22 protein-coding genes are annotated in these 22,691 nt (G+C 37.6%); 15 read left to right on the plus strand and 7 right to left on the minus strand.

Annotation, left to right across the window (positions count from 1 at the left end):
* Nucleotides 1–21: 21 nt before the first annotated feature.
* Both ACB088_RS04385 and ACB088_RS04390 read left to right on the plus strand, forming a co-directional pair.
* Nucleotides 22–381, plus strand: a complete 360-nt coding sequence (locus ACB088_RS04385; RefSeq protein ID WP_213031116.1) for a 5-carboxymethyl-2-hydroxymuconate Delta-isomerase — start codon at nt 22–24, stop codon at nt 379–381.
* An 81-nt stretch (nt 382–462) separates the two neighbouring features.
* Nucleotides 463–1,314 (plus strand): GyrI-like domain-containing protein, encoded by an 852-nt coding sequence (locus ACB088_RS04390; RefSeq protein ID WP_375038772.1) that lies wholly within the window; start codon nt 463–465, stop codon nt 1,312–1,314.
* 32 nt (nt 1,315–1,346) lie between these two features.
* On the opposite strand, the gene thiM is transcribed toward ACB088_RS04390, so the two are convergent.
* From thiM to ACB088_RS04405, 3 genes are all read right to left on the minus strand, one after another.
* A complete protein-coding gene (gene thiM / locus ACB088_RS04395) occupies nt 1,347–2,174 on the minus strand; it encodes a hydroxyethylthiazole kinase (protein WP_375038119.1) in 828 nt (275 codons plus the stop codon).
* Between the two features lie 35 nt (nt 2,175–2,209).
* Complete coding sequence (locus tag ACB088_RS04400) at nt 2,210–3,367, minus strand: hypothetical protein (RefSeq protein WP_005039760.1); 1,158 nt, start codon at nt 3,365–3,367, stop codon at nt 2,210–2,212.
* A 151-nt stretch (nt 3,368–3,518) separates the two neighbouring features.
* Entirely contained in the window at nt 3,519–3,776 is a 258-nt protein-coding gene (locus ACB088_RS04405; RefSeq protein WP_004643236.1) for a hypothetical protein, read from the minus strand.
* Nucleotides 3,777–4,094: 318 nt separating this feature from the next.
* Between ACB088_RS04405 and pepN the strand changes: the two genes are divergently transcribed.
* The 9 genes from pepN to ACB088_RS04450 all read left to right on the plus strand — a co-directional run bounded on the left by pepN (nt 4,095) and on the right by ACB088_RS04450 (nt 15,103).
* Nucleotides 4,095–6,701, plus strand: coding sequence for an aminopeptidase N (gene pepN, locus ACB088_RS04410; protein ID WP_375038120.1), 2,607 nt, complete (start codon nt 4,095–4,097; stop codon nt 6,699–6,701).
* 587 nt (nt 6,702–7,288) lie between these two features.
* Nucleotides 7,289–7,825, plus strand: coding sequence for a spore coat U domain-containing protein (locus tag ACB088_RS04415; protein WP_198495542.1), 537 nt, complete (start codon nt 7,289–7,291; stop codon nt 7,823–7,825).
* A gap of 74 nt (nt 7,826–7,899) precedes the next feature.
* Nucleotides 7,900–8,607, plus strand: coding sequence for a fimbria/pilus periplasmic chaperone (locus ACB088_RS04420; protein ID WP_133746862.1), 708 nt, complete (start codon nt 7,900–7,902; stop codon nt 8,605–8,607).
* Nucleotides 8,608–8,616: 9 nt separating this feature from the next.
* Nucleotides 8,617–11,076 (plus strand): fimbria/pilus outer membrane usher protein, encoded by a 2,460-nt coding sequence (locus ACB088_RS04425; RefSeq protein ID WP_375038121.1) that lies wholly within the window; start codon nt 8,617–8,619, stop codon nt 11,074–11,076.
* Entirely contained in the window at nt 11,067–12,086 is a 1,020-nt protein-coding gene (locus tag ACB088_RS04430; protein ID WP_375038122.1) for a spore coat U domain-containing protein, read from the plus strand. Before ACB088_RS04425 ends, ACB088_RS04430 begins: the two co-directional genes overlap by 10 nt.
* A 228-nt stretch (nt 12,087–12,314) precedes the next feature.
* Entirely contained in the window at nt 12,315–13,001 is a 687-nt protein-coding gene (locus tag ACB088_RS04435; RefSeq protein ID WP_133746859.1) for a glutathione S-transferase family protein, read from the plus strand.
* 7 nt (nt 13,002–13,008) lie between these two features.
* Nucleotides 13,009–13,770, plus strand: a complete 762-nt coding sequence (locus tag ACB088_RS04440) for an SDR family NAD(P)-dependent oxidoreductase (RefSeq protein WP_133746858.1) — start codon at nt 13,009–13,011, stop codon at nt 13,768–13,770.
* Nucleotides 13,771–13,779: 9 nt separating this feature from the next.
* Complete coding sequence (locus ACB088_RS04445) at nt 13,780–14,463, plus strand: SDR family NAD(P)-dependent oxidoreductase (RefSeq protein ID WP_375038123.1); 684 nt, start codon at nt 13,780–13,782, stop codon at nt 14,461–14,463.
* A gap of 91 nt (nt 14,464–14,554) precedes the next feature.
* Nucleotides 14,555–15,103, plus strand: a complete 549-nt coding sequence (locus ACB088_RS04450) for a chorismate mutase (RefSeq protein WP_133747232.1) — start codon at nt 14,555–14,557, stop codon at nt 15,101–15,103.
* Here ACB088_RS04450 and ACB088_RS04455 read toward each other — a convergent pair.
* Nucleotides 15,084–15,419, minus strand: coding sequence for a hypothetical protein (locus ACB088_RS04455; protein WP_375038124.1), 336 nt, complete (start codon nt 15,417–15,419; stop codon nt 15,084–15,086). The two genes, ACB088_RS04450 and ACB088_RS04455, sit on opposite strands and share 20 nt — an antisense overlap.
* 693 nt (nt 15,420–16,112) lie before the next feature.
* Here ACB088_RS04455 and ACB088_RS04460 point away from each other — a divergent pair.
* Complete coding sequence (locus ACB088_RS04460; protein ID WP_375038125.1) at nt 16,113–16,664, plus strand: TetR/AcrR family transcriptional regulator; 552 nt, start codon at nt 16,113–16,115, stop codon at nt 16,662–16,664.
* A 76-nt stretch (nt 16,665–16,740) separates the two neighbouring features.
* On the opposite strand, the gene ACB088_RS04465 is transcribed toward ACB088_RS04460, so the two are convergent.
* Together ACB088_RS04465 and ACB088_RS04470 are read right to left on the minus strand one after the other, a co-directional pair.
* The gene (locus ACB088_RS04465) at nt 16,741–18,930 is read right to left on the minus strand and encodes a TonB-dependent receptor family protein (RefSeq protein WP_375038126.1); all 2,190 of its coding nucleotides are present in this window, start codon (nt 18,928–18,930) and stop codon (nt 16,741–16,743) included.
* 146 nt (nt 18,931–19,076) lie between these two features.
* Entirely contained in the window at nt 19,077–20,492 is a 1,416-nt protein-coding gene (locus ACB088_RS04470; RefSeq protein WP_375038127.1) for a PLP-dependent aminotransferase family protein, read from the minus strand.
* A gap of 141 nt (nt 20,493–20,633) precedes the next feature.
* Between ACB088_RS04470 and ACB088_RS04475 the strand changes: the two genes are divergently transcribed.
* Both ACB088_RS04475 and ACB088_RS04480 read left to right on the plus strand, forming a co-directional pair.
* On the plus strand, nt 20,634–21,008 hold the full coding sequence (locus ACB088_RS04475) for a cupin domain-containing protein (protein ID WP_375038128.1): 375 nt from the start codon (nt 20,634–20,636) through the stop codon (nt 21,006–21,008).
* A gap of 23 nt (nt 21,009–21,031) precedes the next feature.
* Entirely contained in the window at nt 21,032–21,481 is a 450-nt protein-coding gene (locus tag ACB088_RS04480) for a carboxymuconolactone decarboxylase family protein (RefSeq protein WP_133746853.1), read from the plus strand.
* A gap of 33 nt (nt 21,482–21,514) precedes the next feature.
* Here the strand turns inward: ACB088_RS04480 and ACB088_RS04485 are convergent, their stop codons facing one another.
* On the minus strand, nt 21,515–22,036 hold the full coding sequence (locus tag ACB088_RS04485; RefSeq protein WP_375038129.1) for a hypothetical protein: 522 nt from the start codon (nt 22,034–22,036) through the stop codon (nt 21,515–21,517).
* A 310-nt stretch (nt 22,037–22,346) separates the two neighbouring features.
* On the opposite strand from ACB088_RS04485, the gene ACB088_RS04490 reads away from it, so the two are divergent.
* Nucleotides 22,347–22,571 carry a hypothetical protein gene (locus tag ACB088_RS04490; RefSeq protein WP_133746851.1) on the plus strand — a complete coding sequence of 75 codons (225 nt, stop codon included), beginning with the start codon at nt 22,347–22,349 and terminating at the stop codon, nt 22,569–22,571.
* Nucleotides 22,572–22,691: the final 120 nt, after the last annotated feature.

Genomic DNA, 22,691 nt, shown 5'->3' on the forward strand with positions numbered 1-22,691 from the left:
ATTACATAAATTGAGGTGGCTATGCCGCACATTGTAGTTGATTATTCAGATAACTTAACTGGATTAAACGCAAAACAATTACTTAAAGAAATTAATACAACGCTCATTGAAACAGAGTTGTTTAGCCCAGAAGACATTAAAAGCCGTGCGCGTAAAGATGATGTTTTCCTAATTGGTTTGGGACTAGAACAGGCTTATATTCATGTAAAAGTTTATATTTTGTCGGGAAGAAATGCAGAGCAAAAACAACTGATGGGTGATCAGTTGTTAGCGGCACTCAGCAATAAAAATTATCTACAACAAGAATTTAATAAAGAAATTCAATTGTGTGTTGAACTTGTTGATATGCCAAAAGAAGATTATTTTAAGCAAGTTGTATAACTTTAAAAAGCGCAATTTCGATCAAGAATAGAGATCAGCACTATGTAAAAGTAGTGCTATCGAATGAACAGACATAAATGTATGGCTGTATATACACAAAAGCTGCAACTGGTTTGCGATTATATTCAAAGACATTTAGATGAAGATTTAGATGTTGATCGATTGAGCCAGATTGCAGCCTTATCCAAATTTCATTTTCATCGTATTTTTGCCGTTCATATTGGTTTAAATGTGATGAAGTTTATTCAACTTTCTCGTTTAAAGCGGGCCTCTTTTCAATTGGCTTTTGAACCCGATCTCAAAATTATTGAGATTGCATTACAAGCAGGGTTTGATAGTCCAGAGGCATTTACTCGTGCATTTAAGCGTTCATTTGATCAAACTCCTCGGGCTTTTAGAGATAAACCGGACTGGGAATCTTGGCACCAGAAGTTTGTTTTTACACTTCCGAAAAGTGAGCTAAAAATGAATGTAAATATTGTTGAGCGTCCTGCCCAAAAGATTGCGTATCTGTCGCATCTGGGAAGTCAAGATAAAGTTTTTGAAACTGCTGCGCGTTTTATTGCTTGGCGTAAAGAAACGGGTTTATCACCCGTGACTAAATCAAGAACGTATGGCATTCCTTTTTCTGACCCTGAACAAACGCCATCAGACGCGTTTAGGTTTGACATTGCAGGGTCAATTGAAACCACTGTACCTGAAAATATTTATGGCGTACAAACAGGGGAAATTCCTGCCGGACGTTACGCGACCGTAAGACATTTGGGTAGCCATGACCAGATTAAAGATAGCGTATATTACATTTTTAAAAACTGGTTACCTGAGCAGCCTGAAGAAGCTGGGGATTATCCAGTTTTCTTTCACTATCATAACTTTGTGCATGATGTGAAAGAATGTGATCTTATTACAGATATCTATTTACTTTTAAAGTAGTCCGTTACCCACAAAGGCATAACTTCTTGTGGTTATGCCTTTAAACCAAATAGTTTGATATTTGCATATTGCTCAATCAGGTTGGCATCTAACATATGAATATAATCCATAAAAATGGTACTAAAACTTCCCATGGTTTGTGCCTGATTGGATGCAAGTTTACCCGCAATTGCAAAATGTATATGAGCTGAAAGCGCTGCAATGGTTGGAGTCGTTACCGCACTATATGCAGCGATTAATGCACCCAAAGCACATCCTGTTGCCGTAATTTTAGGTTGTAAGGGGCTGCCGCCGTTAATTTGGATAACGACATCCAGTTCTTTAGACAGAATGTAATCTGACTCGCCTGAAATTGCGATACAGTCTGTGTGTACTAATAGCGCGTAAGCCTGTCGATAGACATCATCACTACTTAGGGTGCTATCTACACCCTTAGATTGAACCTGATTACCTGCAAGCGTACTGATTTCTGAAGCATTACCACGAATAATGCTTGGCTTAAATTGTAAAAGCTCGTCTGTCATTTGACTACGCCAAGCTAAAATTGGGCCATAGCCAACCGGATCAAGTACCCATGGAATATCATTTAGCTGAGCTGTTTTAGCTGAGATCTGCATGGCTTGCATTTGCTCAGTGGTGGGCGTACCTAAATTAATGCTCAAGGCCGATGCGATTTTGGTAAAGCTTTCGGCTTCATAAGGATTATCAATCATCGCAGGCGAAGCACCAGACGCGAGTAATACATTGGCCGTATAGTTTGCAGCAACGCTATTGGTAATACATTGTACAAGAGGCGTTTTGGCTTGCATGTACTGCCAAGCTTCAATGACCTGTTCAATCAAACTAGATGTCGATGTCATATTATTATCCCTAGTAAGCCAAAGTGATTATAAATTTAGTGGGTAAAATAGTGGTCTTGATGCTTACATTTTTGGCAAATCAAAGAAACATAATCTGCTGCATCATAGTCAACGGTTAAATCATTTGAACCACAATACATACAACGTTTGACAGAATAAAAGTTTAAACGTGGTTCAATTTTTCGCCATGCTTTCCATACAGGTTGCACAAATATCTGTTCGTCGTACCCTAAGAAACGATTAAGCAAAATATAACTCATTTTACTGTAAGGAATATTGTGAGGACGAGGGAGCATAGAGGTTTCCCACTTTTCGGTCACGGCTCTTTCGCGATATTGTTCTAAAGTCTTCTTTAATAGATTGGTATTAATAAACTTATCATTGCGAGGCTGTAAAACTTTTTGTTTATACAGATATTCGAGTGCAGTTTGTACCAGATAATAAATCTGCCCAATTGCGAGTGAATCCATTAAACGATAGCAAAAGCTTTGAAAGTTTGAATTTCCAGCAATTTGGATACCCCAAGTTCGGCAGTAGAACTGCATGAACTGGATAATTTCCTGATAGAGCACCTGAAAAAGTACGTCTTTCACTTCATCTGCACTACGAAAAGGAATACCAAAACTTAAGTTTTCATAAAACCAATTACGTAGTTGCTGAGCCACACTAAATAAACTTGGATCGCTGTAGCCATCTAAACGAATATTTAAGTGAAAACATTGTGGGTCATCAGTTTGGTCATTTGCATTCAAAATGCCATCTTTATGCAACTGTTTAATTAAATAGCTCTGAAACATCCAGTTAGGCGTGATGTGATGGTATTTAATTTTGTCCCAATGAATATATTCATCATGAGCGATTTCTTCACGGGCATAGTCGTCTAGGAGACTTAGCAAGAACAGTTTATGTAAAAAGCTGAGCTGTTCCAGACTGCGTTGAGGTTGTTCTTTTGACTTAAATTGTCGTTGTTCTTGTAGGCGTGTTTGTTGTAGAAGCTTTTTGCGTTGTTTTGTGCATGTATCACAGTGGCAAGTCATTCTTTGATCTTTAAATAGACGGTGCTGACAATGACTGCATTCATGGAATTGAATGTCTTGTTCAAATTGCTCGGCATCTACCCAGTACATTGAAGCTTGGCAGAGAGGACAATGGCTACTTTCATCTAGCTGTTTCTGTAGAATTTGTAAGGCCATTTTGCTCCGAACATAAAATAAAAATGATGGGGCTATTATACACAGCCGAGCTATAGATGGCTGAGATTGCCACTTTCGTTTGTTGCTAAAATAGAAAAACCTAAAATCTATGTTTCGATTTTAGGTTTTCATCGTGAGTTAAAAAGTTGAATTAAACAGGGCACGGCAAGCTCTCATCATTTTGGCCAAGCTTTTTGGCCTTAATAAGCGCCTGTACTTTTTTACTTGGTAATTTCAATTTCCCTAACGCATCGTAAGTATTAACAATAGAAGTAACCTCCTGAGTTGTAATAGAAATACCTTCCGCAGATAAGAACACGGCAATCACATGGTGATCGAGTCCTGCTGCTGATAGATCATGAATAGCTTTAATGTTCTCTAGTCGATGAAAATGTGCTTTAAATTCCATGCTTACACCTCTTGTTCTAATTTAGATACCCATATTGGTATATTTAATTAGGCAAGAACCATGCCCAAAATGTAAGCTGACTCTAAAAAATGTTAAAAGCTAAAGGTGTTTTATTTTTATTGTATAGATTGCTTATATAAACAACGATTATCGTAAATTTGGTCTAATCTGTGCTAATAAAACAAGATTCTAATTTGAAATGTATAAATGAAGTCCCATTAATTTCATAAAGGTAATCAAATACAGTATGTATGACTTGGCGTATGATATTTCATGACGACTCATACTACCGTTTAGACGAGTATATAAGGAATAAAGATGAATATTGCGGCGCAGCCTCCAGTTCAGGCAGATCAGACAGTTTATTTAAAAGATTATCAAAAACCTGCGTTCTTGGTTGAATCAATTAATCTTGATATCCAAGTATATGATGACAAAACAATTGTTGATTCGACATTAGTGATGAAGCGTCAAACTGCTGGAGATCTGGTGCTATTAGGCCGTGACCTAGAATTACAGTCTGTTCAGTTAAATGGACAAATTCTCACTCCTGCACAATATTCACTCGATAGTGAACAACTGGTGATCACTGATGCACCAGATGAGGTCATTTTACAAACTCAAGTCATTATTCATCCTGAAACAAATACTCAATTAGAAGGCTTATATAAAGCAGATGACTTGTTTGTAACGCAGAACGAACCTGAAGGTTTCCGCAAAATCACGTTCTATCCAGACCGCCCAGATGTACTCTCTGTATTTACTACACGCGTAGAAGCAGACAAAAAATATCCAGTGCTACTTGCCAATGGTAATTTGCTAGAAACAGGTGAGGCTGGTGAAAACCGTCACTTCGCGATTTGGCAAGATCCGACCAAAAAGCCAAGCTATTTATTTGCTTGTGTCATTGGTGATTTAGCAGTTCTTAAAGATCGCTATACGACCTCTGAAGGACGTGATGTTGCTTTAGAAATCTATGCAATTGAGAAAGATATTCCAAAATGTCATATTGCGATGGAAGCATTAAAGCATTCGATGCGTTGGGATGAAGAACATTATGGTCGTCCTTATGATCTCGACAACTATATGATTGTTGCAGTCAGTCAGTTCAACATGGGCGCAATGGAAAATAAAGGTTTAAATATCTTTAATACTGCATGCGTACTTGCTGATGAAGAGTACACGACTGATGCTGCGATTATGCGTGTACAGTCTGTGATTGCCCATGAATACTTCCATAACTGGACAGGGAACCGTATTACTTGCCGTGACTGGTTCCAGCTCTGCTTAAAAGAAGGCTTAACCGTATTCCGTGATCAGTCATTCTCTGAAGATTTACAATCTGCTGCGGTTCAACGTATTGATGATGTCGCTGTGCTGAAATCACACCAGTTCCCTGAAGATGCAGGTCCATTATCGCACCCGCCGCGTCCAGATCACTTTGTGGAAATTAATAACTTCTATACGGCGACTGTCTATGAAAAAGGTGCGGAAATTAACCGCATGATGTCGACCTTGTTAGGTAAAGAAAAATACCGTCAAGGGACTGATGAGTATTTCCGCCGTCATGATGGACAAGCCGTGACTGTAGAAGATTGGGTTGCTGCTTTAACAGCGGGTTCTGGTGTAGATTTATCTGCATTCTTAACTTGGTATAACCAACCAGGTACACCAAAGCTTGAAGCAAAAGGTGAATATGATGCAGCAGCACAAACTTACCGTTTAAGCTTTAAACAAAGCCTGAAAGCACATCCTAAATACCCAAATTTAAAAGCTGTTCCGATTCCTGTGGCTTTAGCACTCTTTAATGCTAAAACAGGTGAGCAATATACTTTGCACAGTGACAGCCTATTTGTAAACGATGTTAAAGATGGCGTGTACTTGTTTGATCAAGACGAGGCAAGCATTGAATTTACAGGTGTGACTGAACAACCAGTTGTTTCGCTACTCCGTAATTTCTCTGCACCCGTAAATCTTGTGTTTAATTATACCGATGAAGAATTAGCTTTCTTAATTCAGCACGAAACGAATGGTTTTAACCAATGGCAAGCAACGCAAACTTTGCTTGAACGTATTTTGCTAGAAGACCATTCTGCTGATGCATACATTCAGGCAATTCAACGTACTTTGCCTGAGTTAGTCGGCCGCGACCCGCTATTGGCATCGCGTTTGTTTGATGTACCAAGCGAAGGTTATTTGGGTAGTCGTATCGATCAGAACTATGCACCAGCTGATATTCATGTAAAACGTGAAGCATTGCTCAATCGTTTAGCACAAGAGTTGGGTTCATTCTGGAAAGATACTTACCTTACACTTGACCCAGATTTGCAAAAAGAATTTTCTTTAGCAATGGGCGTGCGTGCGTTAAAGAACATCATGCTGATGATGATGGCTCGTCAGGGTGATCAAACCGCATTTGAACTCGCACATGTGCAATATCAGAACACAGGTAATATGTCTGAACGATTAGGTGCGCTACGTGTACTGGTATGGCAAAATGCGCCTCAAGCTCAAGATGTACTTGCTGATTTCTATGACCGTTTTAAAGATGAAGCTTTATCTTTAGATCAGTGGTTTATGATTCAGGCTGCAAATCCGAATGCGACAACTGAAACAATTGAATACCTCACTCAACATCCTGATTATGATTTAACAACTCCAAACCGTATTCGTGCGGTGAGTGGAGGATTATCAAATAATCCTGAAAACACGTGGGGCTTTGGTGTAGTTCACTTTATTAACCTTGCACAATATCTAGACGAGAAGAACCCAATTTTAGGTTCACGACTGTTACAAGTATTGTCGCGTTGGTACACTTTGGCAGAACCTCAGCGGACTCAAGTGCAACAGGCTTTGCAAGCATTGCAGCCTAAAGTGAAATCGAAAAATGTCTCTGAAACTTTAAATAGTATGTTGAGTGTTTAATTATACTTAAATATAAAAAATAAAGGTCTCGGAAGAGGCCTTTATTTTTATATATCTCTATAGCGATTTAACGCTTAAAAAATAAAAATTTCCTTATAGTGATTCGTCTTTAGCCACACTGCTCATCATTTTACTTTTATTTAAATTATAATCTTTGATAGTGTGTTTGAAATTTATCTTTAAGTAATCATATACAATCAAAATTTAAGAGAGCAATAATATAAAAATAAAGTAAGTAAATCTGTATTTAGCATTTAGTTTCATAAAATTAGCTGAATTTTTGACATATTTATTTAAATTTTACTTAATAAACTTTGTGAAGGTTTTATTTAAATTATTTAAATCAATAGGTTGATTTTTTGCTGTGTTAGTTTTTGTATCTGTGGGGTTGGTTTGAGTAATTATATTTTGTTAATTAGAAATTAAAATAATAATAAGTTCATGCATTTTAATTGTTTTTATGTATGATGTTTAAAAATAGGGTAAAAAAATAAACTTTAAAAGGAGCAGTCAAATAAAAAATGATTGTAAGAATAAGTGCTAAATTTTTTATATCTATTAGTTTTAACAATTTAATTTAAAAGGTTTTGACTATGAAAAAGACTTTTTTTCATTTATCAGTAATTGCTATAGCATTATTTTCTCTCAATTCAGCAAATGCAGCTACAGCAACGGGTACATTAACTGTTAAGGCAACAGTAACGAATAGTTGTGTATTGAATACTTCCGCTACAGGTACAACAGCGAATGCGGTTTTAGACTTTGGGACTTTAAGTTCTCTTGCTAGCAACGTAGATGCAGACACCACAACCACAGGTGGTACCTCAATCAAAGTCCTTTGTAACAACACTGTGCCGTGGACCTTGGCTTTCGATGCTGGGCAAAATGCTCAGACGACTCAACGTCGTATGATTGGTGGTGCAACAAGCAACGAATATATTCCTTATAACCTCTACTCAGATTCGGGGCATGCCACAGCAATCGGCATTGCAACGACTGCCTATAGTGGAACTGGTAGTGGTGCAGTACAAACAGTGAATGTATATGGCCGTATTCCTGCTGGCTCAACGCTGCCGAGTGCGGGTAGCTATCTTGATACAGTGACAATAACAGTAACTTATTAATTTTTATAAATTATAAATATTGTTAGCCCTTTTGAAAGGGCTAACACATTAAAAAAGTTATATTTGAGTAAATCATGAAAAAAAATATCTTTATTATTACGGGATTATTCTTATCTTTATCATCTAACAATATTAACGCCGCTACAATTCGTCTTTCGCCTGTGAATGTAGAAATATTAAGTAATCAGAGTGCTGCTTCAATTAGTTTATTTAATCAATCGAATGAAAGTAGTGATTTGCAGATTCGTGTATTTGAATGGACTCAGAAAAATGGACAGGATCAGTTAACACCTACAGATGAAATCGCAATTAGCCCGCCATTTTTAAAATTACAGTCTAATGATTCTTATAACTTGCGTGTAGTTAGAATTAATCCAGCACCCGTTTCTGGTGAAAAAACGTATCGCATTATTATTGATGAACTACCAAAACCGATTGATAGCCGTAAAGCAGCTCAAGGGGTTAACGTACTTTTACGCTCGTCATTGCCTGTATTTGTAGTAAATAAAGACGCGATTACTCAATTGAATTGGAAAATTGATGCTAATCAGGAGGTACCTTCCTTAAATATTAGCAATATTGGAAACAGGCATGCACTTTTAAATGACTTAGCGCTTGTGGATACCACAGCGAATAAAAGCTATCCCATTAAAGTAAATACCGTGAATGGTTATATTCTTGCGGAGCAGGCACGAAGCTACTCTATTAATAATTTTACATATCAGCCAAATCATAAATACAGCGTTTCTCTGACAGTTAATGGTAAGAAAACCACACTTTAAGAGGCTTCTATGAAATACATTATAGGTGTCTTATGTGTTGCATATCTTCCTGTGTATTCTTTTGCTGAGCAACTCCAAGATAATACGAACACTCCAATTCCCAGTGTTCCTAAATCTATAGATAGCAATAATAAATATGTACAGGTGAATACCAATGGAGAGGAACAATATCTTAATTTTACTCAGCTTTTTTTAATTATTTCTATTAATTCAAATGCCGCTGAAGACTTGGTTGCCGTGAAGCAATCTAAGGATGGAAAGCTATATATTCGCTCTGGTGCCTTAAAAAATTTAAGAGTTAAAATGGATGAGCATACTCCAGATAGCCAATGGGTGTGTATTAATGAGCTAAAAGGAATTCAGTTTAAATATTTAGAGAATGAACAATCTCTAAACTTACAAGTTCCGTCCAGCATGTTGGCAGGCTATGCAGTTGACTTAAATGGTCAGCAGCTCACAAGCCCTCATTTACTGAAAATGAAGCCCTTAAATGCGGCTATTCTGAACTATAGCCTCTATCACACCCTGACTAATGACGAGAATGTTTTCTCTGGTTCGGCAGAAGGGATTTTTAACAGTGCAATTGGTAACTTTTCATCAGGGGTTTTATATAACGGCAGTAATGAAACTAGTTATAGCCATGAAAAGTGGGTGCGCCTAGAGAGTAAGTGGCAGTATGTAGACCCTGAAAAGATCAGGATATATACCTTAGGGGACTTTATTTCCAATAGTTCTGACTGGGGAAGTAGCGTACGTCTGGCAGGTTTTCAGTGGTCGAGTGCTTATACCCAACGAGGAGATATTGTTACTTCGGCATTACCACAATTTTCCGGCTCGGCTGCACTACCTTCGACACTAGATTTATATGTCAACCAACAAAAGATTTATTCAGGGCTTGTGCCTTCAGGTCCATTTGATATTAAACAGCTCCCGTTTATTTCCGGAAATGAAGTCACGCTTGTAACCACCGATGCAACAGGTCAGCAGAGCATTACCAAACAGGCTTACTATTTTTCATCTAAAATTTTAGCAAAAGGCATCAATGAATTTTCAGTAGATGTTGGGGTTCCTCGTTATAACTATGGGTTGTATTCAAATGATTACGACGATGCCACCTTTGCATCAGGTGCGATTCGATATGGCTACAGCAACTCACTGACCTTAAGTGGTGGTGCAGAGGCTTCTACAGATAGTCTGTCGAATCTGGGCACTGGTTTTGCCAAGAACCTGTTTGGTTTTGGGGTAATTAATGCTGATATTGCAGCGAGCCAATATAAAGATGAAAACGGTTATTCTGCCTTGGTTGGTTTAGAAGGGCGTATTAGTAAGAATATTTCGTTTAATACCAGTTACCGCAAAGTATTTGATAACTACTTTGACCTTGCCCGCGTGTCTCAAATTCGATATTTAAAAGATAACCAGACCAATGCTGAACCCAAAAACTATCTGAGCTACAGCGCACTGGCAGATGAGATTTTTAGGGCAGGGATGAGCTATAACTTTTACGAAGGATATAGCGCCTATCTGGGTTATAACCAGATCAAATTTAGCGATAACTCTTACAAGTTAGTGTCTGCCAATTTAAGTGGAAGCCTGAACAAGAACTGGGGATTTTATAGCTCAGCGTATAAAGATTATGAAAATCACAAAGACTATGGCATTTACTTTGCGCTGCGTTATACACCGTCTACTAGAATCAATGCGATTACAAGTGTATCTAGTGATAGCGGCAGGTTGAGTTACCGTCAAGAAATATTTGGCTTATCAGAACCCCAAATCGGCTCATTTGGATGGGGTGGCTATGTTGAGCGCGATCAGGATGCCAATCAAAACAATGCATCGGTCTATGCTTCTTACCGTGCTCGGGCAGCCTACCTGACAGGTCGATATAACCGCATTGGAGATAACGATCAGGTTGCAGTTTCAGCGACAGGATCGTTGGTTGCGGCAGCAGGGCGGATTTTTGCAGCCAATGAAATTGGTGACGGCTATGCAGTTGTGACCAATGCTGGGCCACAAAGTCAGATTATAAATGGCGGGGTAAATTTAGGCGTAACCGATAATTCTGGAAGATTTCTGATTCCTAGTCTAATGCCATATAAAGAGAATCATATTTATTTAGATCCGTCGTATCTTCCTTTAAATTGGAGCGTTAAATCTACAGATCAGAAAACAGTTGTAGGTTATCGCCAAGGTGGTCTTATTGATTTTGGCGCTCATCAGGTTATTTCAGGGTTAGTAAAACTTGTTGATTCGAACAATTCACCTTTATTACCGGGTTATACGGTTCGAATTAATGGGCAACAAGATGGGGTAGTTGGCTATGATGGCGAAGTATTTATTCCAAACCTATTAAAGCAAAACAAACTTGAAGTCGATCTTCTGGATCATGGCTCATGCCAAGTTGACTTCACATATAACAGTAATCAGTACTCAACTAAGAAATTGGGACCTTATATATGTCATTAAATATTATGAATAAGGCTCAAATAGAGAGCTATAAGAAATTTTCATTGTCTTTAAAATACTTTATAGGCATTTGCTTATTTTATCTCGTTTATGCTTTTTTTAGTCCAGCACATGCTGCTTGTACAGTAAGCGGAACTACTAATAGTACTTTTACCTACACGGCAGCAAATATTAATAGTGATGCAACTGTAAACCTTTCAGGCACAATTACTTGCACGAATTTAGGACTTCCCCAGATTTCTAATTTCATGTGTATGAAAACCGTATTTACGGGAAACACGAACGCCAATAATAGCGTTTCATTACCTTACACTGTCACAGCAACTGTAGGTGGAGCTGGCTCTTCTACCACGAATCAAACCTCCAATGTGTGGTATGGACCAGTAGCAACAATCGCATCAAATAATATTGTGAGTTACTCGGTAAATGTGAAAGTACCAGCCCGAACGGGGTCACTCATTGCATATCCTAAAGGAACCTATACGGCTTCGGTTCGGTTGTATTGGGATATGGATCTTTTGGGTTTATCATGCGGTGATTTAATTGGGGGGTGGGATTCAGGCGATACGTTGCTAACAGCGAACTTTGTGGTACCAAGTTTGTGCCAATTAAACTCAACCTCAACTGTAGATTTCGGCAATATTAATGATATTAGTACGACTAAACATGATTACACAGCGCAAGGAGCTGTAAATTCGACCTGTAATTATGGAACGCCATATAGCATTTATTTAGGGGATGGAAACAACCGTATAGCGGGTGGATTTAGACGTATGACTAATGGCAATAATGAATTTATTCCCTACCAGTTATATAAAGACTCTAACTATAGTACGGTTTGGGATGCTGCGGGTGGAGTGACTAATATTGGGGGAGCAGGTGCAGTGTCTGGCACTGGAACAGGTAGTGCTCAAACTACGCCAGTTTATGGGAAAATTCCTCAAGGTACTTCCATTGCAAGTACGCCAGGAAATTATTCTGATAGCGTTGTTGTTACAGTGACTTATTGATTTACCAAATATACGCGGTTCTATTTTAGTAGCATGGTTCCGCGTAATTTCAATTATATTCATTAAAACTGGCTGAGCATAAAACGATATAAATCAAATGATTTTGGCATTTTAAAATTTATTCGTCATTAAAAATGGTTTGACTTAAAAATACATTCTGTATATTTATTGATTAGTTCTAAAAAAGAACTAGTAAGCAAAGCAGGCAATTAAAATAAAGGTGAACAAATGTCGGATATTATTTTGCATCAATGGGAAATTTCCCCATTTTGTCAGAAAGTTTCAAGAATTCTGAAATTTAAAGGAATTCCATTTGAAACAGTTAACTATAACGGCATTTTAGGGGCTAAAGTTCCTTTGCTCAGTAAAGTGGGTAAAGTACCTGTAATTGACCATAATGGACAGCGAATACAAGACAGTACCCGAATTACTCGCTACCTAGAAGAAACTTATCCAGATACACCACGGCTTTATCCAGAAGATCCAAATCAAAAAGCTCTTGTCGAATTATGGGAAGATTGGGCAGATGAATCTCTTTATTTCTTTGAAGTCTATTTACGCGTAAATGACCCGGAAGCTCTAAAAGAAGCCATTCGTATTAGCAGCGTTGGCCGCCCATCTTATGAAAAGCCAATGGTAAAAGGATTTATTTTAGCCGAATTGAAAACACAGCTTTTCTTTCAGGGCCTTGGCCGAATGAAAGCTGAACATGTTGAAGAAGAGTTCAGAAGGCACCTCGACCGTATCGAACAAGTTTTATCACAAAGTGAATGGTTGGTTGGAGACTCACAGACAATTGCAGATATTGCTGTTGTGGCTCAACTCGGTGAAGTGATACGCACAAGCAAAAAATTTAGTAAAGAAATTTTGGATCGTCCGTCTATTGCATTATGGTATAAAAAACAAACAGGGTGAAACGACCATGACATTAGCAACACCAGATAAAAGATTAGATTGTGTAGTTGTTATTGGCGTTGGAGCATCGCAGGGCATTGGTGCAGCCGTGTGCCATCGTTTTGCAAAAGAAGGCTTAAAAGTTTATGTCGCTGGGCGTACTTTCCAAAAAATTGAAGCAGTGGCTGCCGAAATTCATTCAAAAGGCGGCGATGCTGTTGCATTTCGTCTGGATGCAGAAGATGTAAAGCAAGTCCAGGCCTTGTTTGACACAATCACCAGCCAAAATGAGCGTATTACCGCTGTAATTCATAATGTGGGAGGGAATATTCCCTCAATTTTTTTACGCAGCCCGCTATCGTTTTTTACTCAAATGTGGCAATCCACTTTTCTATCGGCGTATTTAGTTTCTCAAAGCTGTCTAAAAATCTTTAAAGATCAAAACTACGGTACGCTTATTTTTACTGGGGCGAGTGCTTCTTTGCGCGGAAAACCTTTTTTTGCAGCTTTTACGATGGGTAAATCTGCCTTGCGAGCTTATGCACTAAATCTAGCTCAAATCTATAAATCACAAGGCATACATATTGCTCATGTGATTATTGATGGAATGGTCGATGGCGATAGAGTGAATAAAGCATTATTTGGCCTAGGGCGTCTAGCCCGTCTTACGCGTGGAACGGGTGGACTCAATATTGATGCAATTGCGGAAAACTATTGGATGCTTTACCAACAAATGCCTGAGCTTTGGACACATGAGTTGGATTTACGCCCTTATCAAGAAAAATTTTGAGAGACTAAAATGCTAAAAAAAATATTTCTAAGATTTCAAAAAAAGCAGGGTTGTGTTGTCGTTGCTGGTCATGATTTACAACTGATTGAGCGTGACTTTGTAATTCTAGATAAAAACGCACAATTTCCATTACACCTTTATCAAGTTGTGCATGATTCAGCTGCACAAAATATGCAAGTCCATTCTATAAATGATGGTGTGACAGCACTCCATTTGAACTTGGTGAATGCAGATCATTTAAAAGGCTTAGTGCGTTATATTTCCAATCACGGCCACAAAATTGAGCTATGTGTGTTTCAGCCGAACTTTTCATCTTCGCCAAATATTGAGGCTTTATCTTTAGAAGAGATTGAACACCGTTGGCAGACCACAGGTTTAAGTGCTGTGAGTGTAGCGCAAGCTGTGATTAAGCCTATGTTAAAACAACAGCGGGGTACGGTTATTTTTCTTGGAGCGCCAGTTAGCAACTCGAATCATTACGATGTATTGAGTCAAAGCATGTTCGCGGGTATTCGTGCTTTAGCGCAGTCATTGGCAAGAGAGTTTCAACCTAAAGGTATTCATATCACCTATTGCATGGTTGAGAAATGGGATGGACAAAACCAGCACTTTATTTCATCTGTAAAACAAGTGTGCCAACACATCTATCAGCAGCCTGATTCGGCATGGAGCCAAGAACTTAGCCTATCTTGAAATTTTACTTTCGCATGTTGTTAAAATACAGTACTGATCTGGAATGATGACAGAACAATAATTTCGATAGGGTATTTACGTGGCAAAAATTATGCGTGTTCAGCAAGCTGTTAAAGCGGTTTGTACGTTGGCAGTTTTCATGGGCTTTTCTTCATTAGCACAAGCATATCAATATGATCAGACTGCCCGTTTAATTAACGAGCGTTTATCTTATATGAAGGATGTAGCAGGTTATAAAGCAGAGCAGCATTTGCCGATTGAAGATTTAACTCAAGAAAAGAAAGTTCTCGATCAATCTATTTCCGAAGCTGAATCTTTTGGTTTAAATAGCGAAACAGTGAAGTCATTTATTGTGACTCAAATGAATGTTGCCAAAGCAATTCAGTACCGATATCGTGCAGACTGGTTGTCGGGTCCGGAAACCAATTGGAAGCCCCAAGATTTAGCAGAAGTACGTTTAAAAATTAGTACGCTAAACACAGAGCTTTTAAAAAATATTGCCTATGAACTCAAGAAAAATAATAATAAAGCACCTCATAGCTGTGGTTACATGTGGTCTGTTCAACACCCTCAAATTAAAGAAGCCGATAAAAAAGCTTTATGTATGACACTAAATAAAATTAAGTTAAGAAAGCAGTAAAACTCTTGCATTTGAAACTTAAGTTTTCATCTTCCACTTGTCTGATTTCATAATTAACATTTTCCCACTGATTTTTGTGCTTTTCGATAAGTAACGTCGGGAATTGTTGAAAATTATTTCTAAAACTATCATTCATACTTAAGTCTGAAATATGGTTAAAGCATACATTGAATTTAGGGGCTGAAGGATCATGTAAATCCTTAGATAGAATCAAAACAAAGTTGTAGCAATTCATTATATGGTCATGTTCTATTTTGAATGTATCTACTTGATCAAAATTAAAAAAATTTCCATTCATTTCGTCTAGGTCTAACATAATTATCCTTATTTTAAAGTAGTGGATGAAATATATAATTAAGTTGTAGTTCATATTAACTAAAGACGAGCTAATAATGAATTTTTAACAAAGTAATTAAATATTCTAATCTAATGAAAAACAATAATTATTTAACTGTTTTCTGGCCAATATTACATTGACACTCAAAACCTCTACGATTATTCTTTGCCTGCTGGCCAAATTGCCAGTCGGTTTTAGCAGACCGTTTTTCATCTAGCACATCAGAAAAGCAATTTTTTGGTGTCGAACTCGTTCGTCTCCCTTCGTAGCGGTAGGACGGAGGAGGGACGCCTTCGGGCGTGCCGGTTCCTAGATGACTGGTCTGCTAACCCTTCTTCGTTCTGCCACCATAATCATTTAGCAGTGATCTGGTAGAACTTCTATTTCATCTAGGAGTCCGCTATGCGTACTAATTCTTCTTATTTCTTGGCCTTTGCCAAATTCTCTCTATTCATACCATTTAAACAGTTTTTAAAACGGTTTAATCGACTATAGGTTTTCTACACCTTTAGATCATTACGACTAAAAAATCATAGCAACAATAAACCCGAGATAGGCGAGCACACCTTTATTGTGCGACTTTTACATGCCTGTTTTTATCGCTCATTTTAAGAGTGACGGTGTTTCTATCTCATTTATATACAACAAAAAATTATTTTAAACGGTATGTCTATGCCAAATTTAGAAGCTTCATTTAGAGCACTACAAGTGCTCCACGCGGCAAAAGATTTATTTAATCAACATGGGTTTTACATCGGGGTTGACCGAATTATTGAGGAAGCCAAAATCCCAAAAGCCACCTTTTATAATTACTTTCACTCTAAAGAAAAACTGGTTGAGATGTCTCTGACTTTTCAAAAAGACGCATTAAAACATGAGGTGTTTTCTATTATTCATTCGTACCAAGAACTTATGGTTTTCGATAAGTTAAAGAAAATCTACTTTTTACATGCAAACTTAAACGGCTTTTATCGGTTGCCATTTAAAGCAATTTTTGAAATTGAAAAGCTTTATCCAGCGGCCTATAAACTCGTTATTGACTACCGAAATTGGTTCATTAACGAAATTTATAAGCTGCTTTTAACCGTAAAAGTTACAGCCGCAGTTGAAGATGCTTACATGTTTTTATTTGTGATTGATGGAGCAATGGTTCAGCTTTTAAGTGCAAATAAGATCGATGAAAGAGATAAGTTGTTAGAATATTTTATGTCGACGCTTGTGTAGATTGATTAATACTCTAGCATTTAATATTTATAAAAAAGCCCTCAGAAGAGGGCTTTTTGTTCAATTTGATTTAGCTTTAAAAGTCAAAAGATGTTTGTAGATAGAAAGTACGTGGTTGCCCTACATACTTACCACCTGTAGAGTCAGTTGAGCGGGTAAAATATTGCTTATCAAAGACGTTCTTAATGCCACCAGCGATTTTTAAACCTTTAACTTGTGAACTTAAGTCATAAGAGGTACGGACCGCAAAAGTGGTATAACCCGGAATATCTCCGTATTTACCATCAGCAGTTTCTTCTGTTTGATAGACATTACTATCTGGAAGATCTGGTGAATGCTGCTTAGACTGTGCAAACATATCCGCATTTAAAGCCCATTTATCAAGTGTATAACCTAGACCGACGTTACCAACATGACGCGAATAAAACGGTAAATCTTTATCTTTAAATTGACCTGCTTCAGCTACTGCTTTGGTAAAAGTATAGTTACCATATACTTTTAAGCCTTCTAACGCGTCTGTTAATTGACCGAAATCATAGCTAATACCAGTTTCGATACCTTTATGGCTGGTTGCCCCTAAGTCTGTCCAGATCCCGTTATTACCAGCATCGCGTACTAATGAAAGCTCTTTATCAAAGTCTAGATAGAACACAGTAAATTCGGCATTTAAACCATTACCTAGATATTTGGTTCCGATTTCATAGTTATTTGATTTTTCAGGATGTAAACCTTCGGTTGTAGCCGTTGCGGTTGTTCCTTCAAGGCGAGCCAATTGGCTGTACTGTTGTGGACCAAAAGATACACCAGCGTTTGCAAATATATTCCAATTTTCATTTGCCGAGTACATCACAGATAAACTTGGCAAAAATTCGTCTGAATCAATTTTTGGATAAACAGTATTAGGTTGTCCTTTGTTATAACCTGTGAAGTTATTATGGGTTTCAATTGATTCGAAACGAACACCTGGTGTTATCGTCCAATGGCCCAGTTCCATACGGTTGTCGATATATACCGCATGCGCTTTGGTGCCACCTTCGCTGCTACTACGTGGAGCAAAATCTGGAGCTGATGAATCTGCTGCATAAGATGCAGTACGTCCGGCAAACTCAGAGCTTTCTTCTTTTAAGTATCGATAGCCTACCGTTACTTCATTTTGAGTATTACCTAGCTCATAAATACGAGAGTAACGCGGTTCAATTGCGTAGACCTTGTAATCACGTGGAGCAGAGTCGAGGCGCTTTTGACCATTAGCTAACACGGTCTCAAGATTACTTGTGCGGAAAGAGTCAATGTAGTAAGTCAGAACTTCGAAGTTATTTTTTTCATCTTTATGGTTATAACGTAAAGAGACATCAGTACGTCGACCTGCAAAATAGTTTTTTTCACCAGAAGATTGATACGGATTTTCTGCATATTGGGCCTGAGTTAAACCCTCTGGCATTTCGCCTCGACCTTCATAATGATGCAGATTTAAAGCAACTGAATCTTTATCATTAAATTGATAAGCAGACTTTAACATTACATCATCGATATCAATCTTATTGTTTGCTTCTCGATACCCATTTCCTTTAGTCCCTGAATATAACAGGGCAAGACCTAATCCGTTATCTAAAGTTCCCCCAATAAATAGATTAGGACTGAGTTTTACTTGGTCAGTACCAGATGCATATTCTGAAGTTAAGCTAACAGTTCCACTAAAATCTTGAGGAATTGATCGAGTGGCAAAGTTAATAATTCCGCCTACGTTTTGAGGCCCAAAACGAACTGACCCCGCACCACGTACTACATCAACCGATTCAATATTACCTATTGAAACGGGAGCTAAAGATAATTGTGGCTGTCCATAAGGAGCAAACGAAAGTGGAACACCATCTACTAAAACTGTTGAGCGAGGCGATAGGCGTGATGCTAAACCACGGACCCCAATATTGAGTGAAACATCACTACCACCAGTTCCACTACTATCTTGAGCTTGAACTCCAGGAATTTGCTTTAGGGCTTCTCGAATTGAAGTCGCAGCCGTTTCATCTAAACGTTTGCGGTCAACAATAGTTCGAGCACCAGCATGTTTGTGAACCGTTTCGGCATTTGCTTCTTCTAACCAGTTACCTTGTGCCTTAATGGTAATGGTTGGTAATGCACTAGTAGTTGTATCTTCAGCATGTGCTGGAAGTGCTAGATAAGTACAAGCAAGTCCGATTGCATAGCTAAGTGTAGAAACTTTGAACTTAAAATTTGGGAGTGAAAGAGCAGATGAGCGTTCCATGTTTATCTATCGAAATCCTAAACGATAATTATAATCATTATAGCGAAAAAGTAACAAAACTTTATAAAGGGGTTTATATTTTTTTTCTCAGAATTTTAAACAATTATTTAAAATAAATTTGTATTAAAAGCAGAACTATAGAGCCCCTACAACAGGGCTTTTTTCTGTTCGATGATCTCTACTAACTGTTCACATGACTGATTTACTTTTGATAAGGGTGAGGTTGCAACACCTAACATTAAACTTGAAATAGCATTTTTAGGGTCTTGGTACCAAAGTGATAATGGAGAGGGAGCCAGATTGAAAGCTAATGCTTCATTCACAATTTTTTGATCAGATAAAGAGGGCGGTAAATTGATGAGTACGGATAAGCCAGCAGTATACGTTTGCAGATTAAATCGTTTTAAACACTTAATTAATTCATCACGCTGAGCACTATAAGTTCTTTTTGTTCGTCTTAAATGTCTTAAAAAATGACCTTCATGCATAAACTCTTGAATTGAAAGTTGTAAAGATGGAGATGGAGCGGGTACTAAAGTTGCTGTCGTTTCTGCAAAGTGATTAATCATGTGAAAAGGTACAACTGCAAATCCAATCCGTAATTTGGGACTGATTGTTTTACTAAAGCTTCCTAAGTGAATAACTCTTCCAGCAGTATCTAATGAAAATAAAGCGGGCGCTGCTCTGCCATCTAGTTGTAATTCTCCTAAATAATCATCTTCAATAATCCAGCTTCTGTTCTGGTTAGCCCAATCAAGTAACTTTAATCGTCTGGTCAAAGAAAGTGACATTCCTAAAGGTGCTTGCTGTCCCGGTGTGACTAATGCAAGGGAGGCATCCGGTACATTTTTCATTGCGAACTCTACATCTATCCCATCTTTATCAACGGGAATTGGACATATTTCCAGTCTTCCAACTTCAAGCGCATGTTTAGAGAAAGGGAAACCGGGATCTTCAACCCATGCCTTTTTTCCACCTAATCCTAAAACATGCAACGTAAGGCCCAGACCACCAGAGAAACCTGAAGTGATAAATACTTGGTCAGGAGTACATTGAATGCCCCTTGATAGAGCTAAATAAGCAGCAATTTCTCGACGAAGACCATGTTCACCCCGAGCGTCTGGATAGCTAGGCCACCCACTAGATTCATTACGCACAGATCTTGATCTGATTTTTGAAAATAACTTAGCTGGAAAGATTTCTTTCGAGGGGACGCCTAATTGAAAAATGCCCTGCACAGTTGTCATATCTAAATACATCTGTGTAAACGAACTATTTTTATAATCATCTTGAGTAGAGGGTGGCTTAACTGTTTGATAGGCAACACGTGTACCTTGTGATCTGGATGCAATGATAAATTGGCCATCGGCAAGTCTTTCATATGCAACTTTTACCGTGCCTCTAGAAACACCAAGTTGACTGGCTAAATCGATCCATGAGGGTAAACGATCACCTTGTTGTAGCGTCCCGGAAATAATAGCTTGTTCAATCCCAAGGCGTATTTGTTCGGCTAATGGAGTCTTTAATTTGCGATCTAAATTGATTTTGAGCTGCTGATACATGCGTGGTACAGCCTTTTAATGCATTTTTGGTTCATGAATTTATACTACGGATCTATAAAATAAAAACAACTTCCTATCTTTATGTAGGTTTAATTTGAAATGAAAATAATCAAAAGCACATTCTTTTTAGGTATAGGTCTAATGCTTGTGAGTATTACACCATCTATGGCACAGGAGCCAGTGGAAAAAGTTACGCCTAATTTTGAACATGCAATTTCTAATATACCGGGCAAGTCTCTTATCGCTTTAGAGGTGGATTATCCGCCTGGTGGTGCTTCTATTCCTCATACTCATGCGAAATCATCTTTTATATATGCCTATGTGGTTGAGGGTAGCATTGAGTCTAAAGTGAATAGTGAGAAGCCAAAAATTTATCAGGCAGGTCAGAGTTGGTTTGAAGAGCCAGGAGCAGTTCATTCTATTAGTCGCAATATAAGTAAGACTAAACCAGCAAAGCTATTGGCAGTATTTGTTGTAGATACTGACGATAAAGAGTTAGTTACCCCAGTAAAATAATTGAAAGTAAACAGGTGTCTATTATGGTTCAACGTATTGATTATAATCAGGTCGCTCCAGCAGGTGTTAAAGCTCTAGGTGGTGTCTATAGCTACGTAGTGCAAAGCGGTTTGGCAGCAGAGTTAGTTGAATTGGTTTATCTACGTATATCGCAAATTAATAACTGTGCATATTGTTTGGACATGCATACAAGAGATTTAATCAAGAAAGGCGTAGCAATTGAAAAACTAGCTTTAGTTCAGGCTTGGCAAGAAGGTGGACATCTATTTGATGAACGGGAGAGAGCAGCTTTAGCTTGGGCTGAGTCAGTAACTAAAGTCTCTACTACTGGAGTACCTGATGATGTTTACCAACTTGCTCATTCTGTATTTGATGAAAAAGAACTGGTTGATTTAACGATAGCTATTAGTTTGATGAACGCATATAACCGTATGGCAATTAGTTTTAGAAATACTCCACAAGCTGCTAAGTAATATTCAAAAAGCCCTCTAGCGAGGGCTTCTAACTTATTTAAAAGAAGGTTGGCTTAAGATTTTGTAGACCTTTTCTTTATATACATCATTCGAAATCACGCCTTTATCTCGCTGTTGTTTTAGCGCTTTAAACTGCTGACCATGAATTTCCCTTTGAATATTCACATTATCATGATTTCTAATGTAGTAAAGACTACGCTCATGATCACTCATATTGACTGTTTCATCAGTAGAGTAGGACGGCTTAGTTTCATTTTCTTGATACTGTTTCGCAATCTCAAAAAAATCTACATTTTGATGATGAGCGGCAGAATTAGAAGAGTCTTTTGGTTGCCCATTAAATTTATGTTCTTGAGAACTCGCGTTCACTTCAAGCATGCTTTTATGCTTATTAAAGTTGGGGTAGCTATATTCTTGTTTCATTTGAAATGTGTTTGTTTCAGAAAATGCAGAGGAAGAAAAAATACTAATATTTAAAAATAAAAAAGTTAATAACAATCTATTCATTTCTTTTGAAGTCCAATTGAAATTGAGTAAATCACTGTATTGTAACATTAAAGTTTAGTTTTTAAAGGTTAAATTTTTAGGGTATTTGATCATCTGGTCAACAACAAGTTGAATGGACAGATTTGTGTGAAGTTCTATTGAGAGCTCCGCAAAAAAACTTTATATAATATAAGATCTAAAATTTTTAATTTTAGGGTGTTTGTCCATTATCTAATTTTAATATTTATTCCGTAACAGATTCTAATTTTTTAAAATACTTCTTTTAAATTTATTATTAAGCTTAACTAAATAGTATAGGTGTGACAAGGGCGATTCAATTTGTTAAATTGTGTGGTTTTTATAACAGTGGGCGAAATTTATGAAGACGTTTTTAGTTATATCTTTATTGGGTTTTGGGCTGATTGGCTGTGCTTCATCTACATATAATTCTCAAGAAAATTACTTAAATAAATCTCCAATTGTTCCAGAAAATAAAGCCTTTAATAGTTTTAAAACACCTGAACACGGAATTTTTACAGATCAAGATATCTATAATATGCCTGAGAATTCAAATATGAATTTTCGTTACGAAGTCCCTTTTTAAAGAAAAATAAAGTATTAATTTAAACAAAGGTGGAATAAGCGTGGCTTACCACCTTTGTTGATGAGGAATAATTAATGATTAATATCACCTTCGGGTGGTTTTTTAAATTTTAAACTGTTA

Origin of the sequence: Acinetobacter sp. RW6, from assembly GCF_041956835.1 — a bacterium.
GTDB lineage: Bacteria > Pseudomonadota > Gammaproteobacteria > Pseudomonadales > Moraxellaceae > Acinetobacter > Acinetobacter calcoaceticus.